Annotated in this window: 8 protein-coding genes and 1 pseudogene; 5 read left to right on the forward strand and 4 right to left on the reverse strand. The window is 72.2% G+C overall.

The genetic code is table 11. The features are described from left to right. Positions 1 to 80 precede the first annotated feature (80 nt). Positions 81 to 329 (reverse strand): annotated as a pseudogene (locus AB0C38_RS49215) (fuconate dehydratase); the annotation flags it as partial. Positions 330 to 331: 2 nt separating this feature from the next. Then, the gene (locus tag AB0C38_RS49220; RefSeq protein ID WP_360688593.1) at positions 332 to 1,183 is read right to left on the reverse strand and encodes a fumarylacetoacetate hydrolase family protein; all 852 of its coding nucleotides are present in this window, start codon (positions 1,181 to 1,183) and stop codon (positions 332 to 334) included. Positions 1,184 to 1,386: 203 nt separating this feature from the next. Here AB0C38_RS49220 and AB0C38_RS49225 point away from each other — a divergent pair, with 203 nt between their 5' ends. Further along, a complete protein-coding gene (locus tag AB0C38_RS49225) occupies positions 1,387 to 2,592 on the forward strand; it encodes a multidrug effflux MFS transporter (RefSeq protein ID WP_360688596.1) in 1,206 nt (401 codons plus the stop codon). Here AB0C38_RS49225 and AB0C38_RS49230 read toward each other — a convergent pair. Next, complete coding sequence (locus AB0C38_RS49230) at positions 2,582 to 2,836, reverse strand: hypothetical protein (RefSeq protein ID WP_360688599.1); 255 nt, start codon at positions 2,834 to 2,836, stop codon at positions 2,582 to 2,584. The two genes, AB0C38_RS49225 and AB0C38_RS49230, sit on opposite strands and share 11 nt — an antisense overlap. Positions 2,837 to 2,891: 55 nt before the next feature. Between AB0C38_RS49230 and AB0C38_RS49235 the strand changes: the two genes are divergently transcribed. After that, a complete protein-coding gene (locus AB0C38_RS49235; RefSeq protein WP_360688602.1) occupies positions 2,892 to 3,635 on the forward strand; it encodes a MerR family transcriptional regulator in 744 nt (247 codons plus the stop codon). Here AB0C38_RS49235 and AB0C38_RS49240 read toward each other — a convergent pair. After that, on the reverse strand, positions 3,604 to 4,827 hold the full coding sequence (locus AB0C38_RS49240; RefSeq protein WP_360688605.1) for an FAD-dependent oxidoreductase: 1,224 nt from the start codon (positions 4,825 to 4,827) through the stop codon (positions 3,604 to 3,606). The two genes, AB0C38_RS49235 and AB0C38_RS49240, sit on opposite strands and share 32 nt — an antisense overlap. A 206-nt stretch (positions 4,828 to 5,033) precedes the next feature. Between AB0C38_RS49240 and AB0C38_RS49245 the strand changes: the two genes are divergently transcribed. From AB0C38_RS49245 to AB0C38_RS49255, 3 genes are all read left to right on the forward strand, one after another. Beyond that, entirely contained in the window at positions 5,034 to 5,237 is a 204-nt protein-coding gene (locus tag AB0C38_RS49245; protein WP_360688608.1) for a hypothetical protein, read from the forward strand. Between the two features lie 74 nt (positions 5,238 to 5,311). Continuing rightward, entirely contained in the window at positions 5,312 to 7,291 is a 1,980-nt protein-coding gene (locus AB0C38_RS49250; RefSeq protein ID WP_360688611.1) for an SDR family oxidoreductase, read from the forward strand. Between the two features lie 76 nt (positions 7,292 to 7,367). Next, positions 7,368 to 7,560: hypothetical protein (locus AB0C38_RS49255; RefSeq protein ID WP_360688613.1), on the forward strand; the 193-nt coding region annotated here is incomplete at its 3' end.

The raw sequence follows: 7,560 nt of genomic DNA on the forward strand, positions 1-7,560 counted from the left end.
GTGGTATATTACGTTGTATTTGCCGGCCCCGCCAGGCGGACGTGGCTGGCGCCGCGGGGCGGGGGCGCCCGGGGGCCGCGCGCGGCGGCGTCGGCCGGGACGTCCCGGCCGACGACGTGCGGGGCGAGCGCGCGGATCGCGGCGGCCTGCACGTCGTTGCCGCGGCCGATGGTGAACGCGAGCCCGTAGCCGTCCGGGCCGCCGTCGGTGTGCAGCACGACGTAGGCGGCGGAGTAGTCCGGGTCGGGGTTCATCGCGTCCGAGCCGTCCAGCTCCCGCGAGGTCGGGAACCGGACGTCGAGGACCTCCATGCCGATGATCTTCGCCATGGTCAGGCCTGCCTCGCGGTCTGGCGCTGCCGGCCGAGCCCGTCGATCTCCAGCTCGATCACGTCGCCGTCGCGCAGGTAGGGCTTGGGGTCGGGCTGCCCGAGCGCGACGCCTTCGGGGGTGCCGGTGTTGATCAGGTCACCGGGCCGCAGCACCATGACCTGGCTCAGGTGGTGGATGATCTCGGCCACGCTGAAGATCATGTCCTTGGTCGACGAGTCCTGCTTCTTCTCGCCGTTGACCCACAGCCGCAGGCCGAGGTCCTGCGGGTCGGGCACCTCCGCCGCGGGGACCAGCGCCGGGCCGAGCGGGTTGAAGTTCTCGCAGGACTTGCCCTTGTCCCACTGGCCGGCGCTGAACTGGAACGCGCGCTCGGAGACGTCGTTCGACACGACATACCCGGCGACGTAACCGAGAGCTTCGTCGACGCTGTCGAGGTAGCGGGCGGTCTTGCCGATGACGACGCCCAGCTCGACCTCCCAGTCGGTGCTGACCGACTTGCGCGGGATGAGGACGTCGTCGCCCGGGCCGACCACGACGTCCGGCGCCTTCATGAAGACGACGGGCTCGGTCGGCGGCGTCGCGCCGGTCTCCTCGGCGTGGCGGCGGTAGTTCATGCCGATGCAGACGACCTTGCCGGGCTGAGCGATGGGCGAGCCGACTCGCAGACCCGTCACGTCTTCTTCCGGCAGTTCCCCGGCAGCGAGCGCGGCGGCCACGCGGGCGACGCCGTCCGCGGCGAGGAACCGGCCGTCGATGTCGGCGGTCAGGCCGCTCAGCCCGTAGGTCGTGCCGTCGTCGGCACGCACGAACGGACGCTCACTACCCGGCTCCCCGAGGCGCACAAGCTGCACGGATTTTCCCTTCACCTGCTCGACCAGACATCCGATGTATATCGCAGTCAGGGTCGTCGATCCAGAGCCACCGCCCAATCGGACGGAAATTGATCGGATCAGTACCGGTACAGTGCTCGTTTGAGCACGGGGTGTCACCGCACCCAGCCGGAATAGCGCAGGTCATGGCGTCGCTGGTCGGAGTGAGGGACCCGAGGAGGCGCATGACCATCACCCCGGAACGTACCGCGACGAGCAGGCGGACGCAGCTGAAGTTCGTCCTCGTGCTGGGTGGTCTCTCGGCGTTCGGGCCGCTGTCGATCGACATGTACCTGCCCGCGCTGCCGCGAATGGCGGGCGACCTGCACGCGGCGGACACGACGGTCCAGCTGACGCTCAGCGCGTTCATCGCCGGCCTGGCCCTGGGCCAGCTGGTCCTCGGACCGCTGTCGGACGCCCTGGGCCGCCGTCGGCCGTTGCTGGCGGGCCTGGTGCTGTACGTCGTGGGCTCGGTGCTGTGCGCGGTGAGCCCGGACGCGTGGCTGCTGGTCGCGGCGCGGGGCGTGCAGTCCCTCGGCGCGGCGGCCGGCATCGTGATCGCGCGGGCCACGGTGCGGGACCTCTACTCCGGCACCGCGATGACGAAGTTCTTCTCGACGCTGATGCTGGTGAGCGGGCTGGCCCCGATCCTGGCGCCGCTGATCGGCGGGCAGCTGCTGAACTGGACGTCGTGGCGCGGGGTGTTCGTCGTGCTGACGGTGTTCGGCGCGCTGCTGCTGGCCGTGGTGGTGTTCTTCTTTCCCGAGCCTTCTTCGACGCGGTCCCCGGCCCGGCTCGGCCAGGTGATGCGGACGTACGGCCGGCTGGCGCTGGACCGGTCGTTCGCGGGCTACGCGCTGGCGTCGGGGCTGTTGTTCGCGTCGATGTTCGCCTACATCTCCGGGTCGTCGTTCGCGCTGCAGGGCGTCTACGGGCTCAGCCCGCAGGCCTACAGCGTGGTGTTCGGCGTGAACGGCGTCGGCATCGTGCTGGCGGGCCAGCTCAACGGGCGGCTCGTGGGGCGGATCCGCGAGCGGGCGCTGCTGCTTTCCGGTTTGCTGCTCGGGGTGTTCGGCGGGGCCGCGGTGCTGGTGTCGGCGGTGTCGCGGGCTCCCCTGGCCTTCCTGCTGGTCTCGCTGTTCCTGCTGGTGTCGAGCATCGGCCTGGTGATGCCGAACGCGAGCTCGCTGGCGCTGGCTTCGCACGCGCGGTCGGCGGGCGCGGCGTCGGCGTTGCTGGGGGTGCTGCAGTTCGTGGTGGGCGCGGTGGCGACGCCGCTGGTCGGGCTCGGCGGGCCGGGGACCGCGGTGCCGATGGCCGCGACCATGGCCGGCTTCGCCTTGCTGGCCCTGGTGGCCTACCTGGCCCTGACGCGCCCCGTCACTTCCTGAGCAGGCGTTCCAGCTCCTCACCGGCGGGCTCGTGGCCGGCGTCGGCGATCCGCTGCAGTTCCAGGAGGTCGCCCGCGGCGACCGCGCGCCGGGTGAGCAGGACCCCGGCGTGTTCGCAGCCCTCGTCCAGCAGCTCGCTCAGCTCTTCGACGTCGCCGCGGGTGTCGGCGAGGTCCGCGAGCCGGTCGAGGGCCGTTTCGTTGCCCTCGTCGGCCAGCGCGCGCAAGGTCTCGTAGTCCGCCATGCCGCCCATCCTGCAACCTTGCCCCAGGGGCAAGGTCAAGTGCGACGATGGCCGGGTGCTCACCATCGGACAGCTCGCCGGGTACGTCGGGGTGACGGCCAAGACGATCCGCGTCTACCACGCCAAGGGGCTCCTCCCCGAGCCGCCGCGCGACGCGTCCGGCTACCGGCGCTACAGCGCGGCCGATGCCGTGGAGCTGATCAAGATCCGCACCCTGGCCGAGGCGGGCGTGCCCTTGGCGCGCATCCGTGAGCTCCGCTCCGGCGACGGGCTGGGCGAGGCGTTGCGGCAGATCGACGACGACCTGTCCGCTCGGATCCGGGGCTTGCGGGAAACCCAAGCGCGGCTGCGGCAGCTGGCCGGCGGGCAGCTGTCCGCGCTGCCCGCCGACGTCGTGGAGTTCCTTTCCCGCATGCCCGCGCTCGGCTTCAGCGAGCGCTGGGTGACGCTGCAGCACGACCTGTGGCTGCTGGTGTTCGCCACGCATCCCGAAACGGCCCGCGCGAACTTCCGGGACCAGTCGTCGATGCTGGCCGACCCGGGACTGCTCGAGGTCGTCCTGGCGTACGACCGGGTCCACGACCTCGACCCGCGGGACCCCCGCGTCGACGAGCTCGCCGACAAGCTCATCTCGGCGACGCACGCCCGCTACGGCGAAGAACTTCCTTCGTACGACCAGGGTTCCGCGATCCCGGCGCTGGTGCAGGGCGCCGTCAACGCGTCCTCGCCCGCTTGGCGGCGGCTCGATTCCCTGCTCCGCGAACGCCTCACGCGAGCGACGCCAGATCCGCCGTCTTGAGCTGCTCCGCCGTCACCTTCGCGCGGCCGTCCACGAGCGCTGCCAAGGCATCCCCGTCGTCCCACATGTTCACGTTCATCGCCGCCGCCACTTCGCCGGCGCGCAGCCAGAACGCCGTGAACTCGCGGGATCCCAGGTCGCCCCGGACCACCAGCTCGTCCACCGCCGGGTCCGCCAGCCCCCGGTACTCGCTTCCCAAGTCGTACTGGTCCGTGAAGAAGTACGGCGATCCGAGGAACGGCTCGTTCTCCCCCAGCAGGTTCTGCGCCACGTGCGTGCCCTGGTCCTTCGCGTTCGCCCAGTGCTCCACGCGGATGCGGTGCCCGTAGCGCGGGTGGAAGTGGGCCGCGATGTCGCCCACCGCGTACACGTCCGGGGCCGCCGTGCGCAGGCCCGCGTCCACGCACACCCCGCCGTCGTCGGACAGCTCCAGGCCCGCCGCGTGGGCCAGCTCCACCCGGGGTGCCGCGCCGACCGCGATCAGGACCACGTCCGCCGTCAGCTCTTCGCCGCCGCTCAGCCGGACGCCGCGGACGCCGTCCGGGCCGCCGGTGATCTCCGCGACCTGCTCGCCCAGCCGCCAGTGGACGCCGTTTTCCGTGTGCAGGTCCCGGAACACCCCGCCGACCGTCTCCCCGACGACGTTCGCCAGCGGCACCGGAACCGGGTCGACCACCGTCACGTCGGCGTTGTGCGAGCGGGCCGCGGCGGCGGCTTCCGAGCCGATCCAGCCGGCGCCGACGATCACCACGCGCTCCGCCTCGGCGAACGCGGACCGCAGCTTGAGCGCGTCGTCGAGGCTGCGCAGCGTGTACAGGCCGGGGAGGTCGCCGCCGGGCACCGGGAGCGTGCGCGGCCGCGAACCGGTCGCCAGCACGAGCCGGTCGTAGCGGTGCTCGCCGCCCGCGTCGTCCAGCACCAGCCGCGCGCCCAGCTCGAGCCGGGTCGCCGTGACGCCGGGGCCGAACCGGATGTCGTGCTCCGCGTAGTACTTCTCTTCGTGCACCCAGTCGGGCTCGTCGGCGGTGCCGAGCAGCACGCCCTTCGACAGCGGCGGCAGCTCGTAGGGCCGGTGCGGGTCGGCGCCCATCAGCAGGACTTCGCCGGTGTAGCCGCGTTCGCGCAACGCGGCCGCGGCCGACGCACCGCCCAGGCCCGCACCGACGATGACGATCTTCCGCGGCTCCGGCATCAGTGACCTCCACGTCGACGAGTCGGTGCGCACGGTACTCCCGAATAGGCCCGCCCACGACCGGGAGATACGCCGGAAATCCGCGAAGCGCAAGACAAAACCCGCGAGTAGGCAGATCGGGTGAACCGGCGTCATAGCGTCTCCGCGCCCCGCTCCCACCCTCGCACGGAGCACGACCACGAGGAGAAAACGGAGGGGCGGCGACCATGAGTCGGGGCGAATGGTCCGTCGGCTGCCGGGATCTGGCCGGCAGGCGCAGGGACGTGACGGTGTTCGTCAGTCAGGACAAGGTGGTGCTGGTGGCACCGCCGGGCGAGGCCGCGGTACTCGGACCGCTCGACGTCGGACGGCTGCGCGCCGCCCTGCGCGACGCGGTCGTGGCAACGGCGGACGAGACGGCCGAAATGTGAGCCGGAGACACTGACAACTACCGTTCCTACTTTCCAGTAGGTTAGAGTCGGCCCGACTACCGAAGGGACCGGCCATGACGACCTACTTCGTGACGGGCGCGACGGGCTTCATCGGGCAACGCCTGGTCGCCCGCCTGCTGCGGCGGCCGGAGACGTCCGCCGTGTACGCGCTGGTCCGCGAGACCTCCCGGGAACGCCTGGCCAAGCTGGCCCAGGACTGGCCGGGCGCGGCCAAGCTGCACCCCGTGGTCGGCGACCTCGCCGAACCCCGGCTGGGCGTCGACCCCGCCGGGCTGCCGCGTCTCGACCACGTCGTCCACCTCGGCGCGATCTACGACCTCACCGCCGGCGAGGACGCCAACCGGCGGGCCAACGTCGAGGGCACCCGGCACCTGCTCGCCTTCGCCTTGGCCGCGGAGGCGGGACTGGTGCACCACGTGTCCTCGATCGCCGTCGCGGGCGACCACGCCGGGCGGTTCACCGAGGCCGACTTCGACCTCGGCCAGCACTTCGGCTCGCCGTACCACGCGACGAAGTTCCAGGCCGAGAAGCTCGTCCGCGAACAGTCCCTGCCCTTCCGCGTCTACCGGCCCTCCGCCGTCGTCGGCGACTCGCGCACCGGCGAGATGGACAAGGTCGACGGCCCGTACTACTTCCTCCCCGCCATCTCGCGGCTGGCGGCGCTGCCCGCGCGGCTCCCGCTCGCCGCCCCCGACCTCGGCGCGACGAACCTGGTGCCGGTCGACTACGTCGTCGACGCGATGGAGCACCTGATGCACCGGGACGCGCCGTCCGGGGCGACCTACCACCTCGCCGCCGCGCGGCCGCAGTCGCTCAACTCCGTCTACAACGCCTTCGCGCGCGCCGCGGGCGGGCCGACGATCCGGGCCGTGCTGCCGGCGCGGCCGTCCCGGGTCGTGCGGCGCGTGGGCACCCGGCTCGCGCACGCGGCGGCCAGCGGCGTCGACCGCGTGCCCGGCGGCCGGGCCGCCCGCGCCGCCGTCCTGGCGGAGCTCGGCATCCCCCTCGAAGTGCTGCCGCACCTGAGCACGGACGTCGTCTTCGACACCGCGCGCACCACGACCGCGTTGTTCGGCAGCGGCGTCGAACTGCCGGAGCTGCGGGACTACGCGGCGCCGCTCCTCCGGTACTGGCAGACCCACCTCGACCCCGACCGCGCGCGTCGTCAGCACGGCCTGGCCGGCCGGACGGTGCTGATCACCGGGGCGTCGTCCGGGATCGGGCGGGCGTCGGCGCTCGCGGTGGCCCGCAAAGGCGCGAAGGTGATCCTCGTGGCCCGGCGTGCTTCCGAGCTCGAAGAGGTCCGGGACGAGATCACCGCGGCCGGCGGCGTCGCGGGCGCGTACCCCTGCGACCTCACCGACGGCGACGCGGTCGACGCGCTGGTCAAGGACGTCCTCGGCGAGCACGGCGCGGTCGACATGCTGGTGAACAACGCCGGCCGGTCGATCCGGCGCTCGGTCGCGCTGTCCACGGAACGCTTCCACGACTACGAGCGCACGATGGCCATCAACTACTTCGGGCCGGTGCGGCTGATCCTCGGCTTCCTGCCGTCGATGGCGGAGCGCCGGTTCGGCCACGTCGTCAACGTCACGACCCAGGGCCTGCAGACCGACACCCCGCGCTTTTCGGCCTACCTGGCGTCGAAGGCGGCGCTGGAGGAGTTCGGGCTGACGGCCGGGCGCGAGACGCTCTCGGACGGCATCACGTTCACGTCGGTGCGGATGCCTCTGGTGCGGACGCCGATGATCGCGCCGACCGGCTACCGCGGCCTCCCGTCGAGCAGCCCGGAACGCGCGGCCGCGCTGGTGGTCAAGGCATTGGAAGAGCGGCCGGAGATCCTCAGCCTGCCCGAAGGCCGGGCCGCCGAGCTGGCGACGCTCACCGCGCCGCGGCTCGCCCGGTTCGCCGCGCACCTCGCCTACCGGGCGATGCCGGAGTCCGCGCCCGAGGCACGCGACCTGCCCCGCCGGCCCGCGCCGGCGGCGGTCGCGGGGGCGGTCGCCCGCCTGATCTGGCGCCGTCGTGCCTGATCTCCTCGAATTCCGCCGAAACCCTGGCCCTGGAGACGACGGTACTTCTACCCTCGCGCGAGTCCCGTACATCGGTATGGGCGTGAACTGGGGAGTTCGGAATGCCGGAAAGCAGCACTGGGGAACGAACCGCCGTGGCCGAAGAAACCGCCGCCATCGGCACCGCCAGGCGCACCATCGGGTGACGCTCATGAAGTCCGTGAAGGCCGTCAGGCAGCGCCCCAAGGCGCTCTTCGTCGCGTACGCGGCGTACCACTCCGGGTTCGCCT

Origin of the sequence: Amycolatopsis sp. NPDC048633 (assembly GCF_040650695.1) — a bacterium.
In the GTDB taxonomy this organism is placed as follows: Bacteria; Actinomycetota; Actinomycetes; order Mycobacteriales; family Pseudonocardiaceae; genus Amycolatopsis.

What these genes read in the sequence shown, in the direction of transcription:
- AB0C38_RS49225 (WP_360688596.1), top strand. Translation starts at nt 1,387, where the DNA reads ATGACCATCACCCCGGAACGTACCGCGACGAGCAGGCGGACGCAGCTG.
- AB0C38_RS49230 (WP_360688599.1), bottom strand. Translation starts at nt 2,836, where the DNA reads ATGGCGGACTACGAGACCTTGCGCGCGCTGGCCGACGAGGGCAACGAA.
- AB0C38_RS49240 (WP_360688605.1), bottom strand. Translation starts at nt 4,827, where the DNA reads ATGCCGGAGCCGCGGAAGATCGTCATCGTCGGTGCGGGCCTGGGCGGT.
- AB0C38_RS49245 (WP_360688608.1), top strand. Translation starts at nt 5,034, where the DNA reads ATGAGTCGGGGCGAATGGTCCGTCGGCTGCCGGGATCTGGCCGGCAGG.
- AB0C38_RS49250 (WP_360688611.1), top strand. Translation starts at nt 5,312, where the DNA reads ATGACGACCTACTTCGTGACGGGCGCGACGGGCTTCATCGGGCAACGC.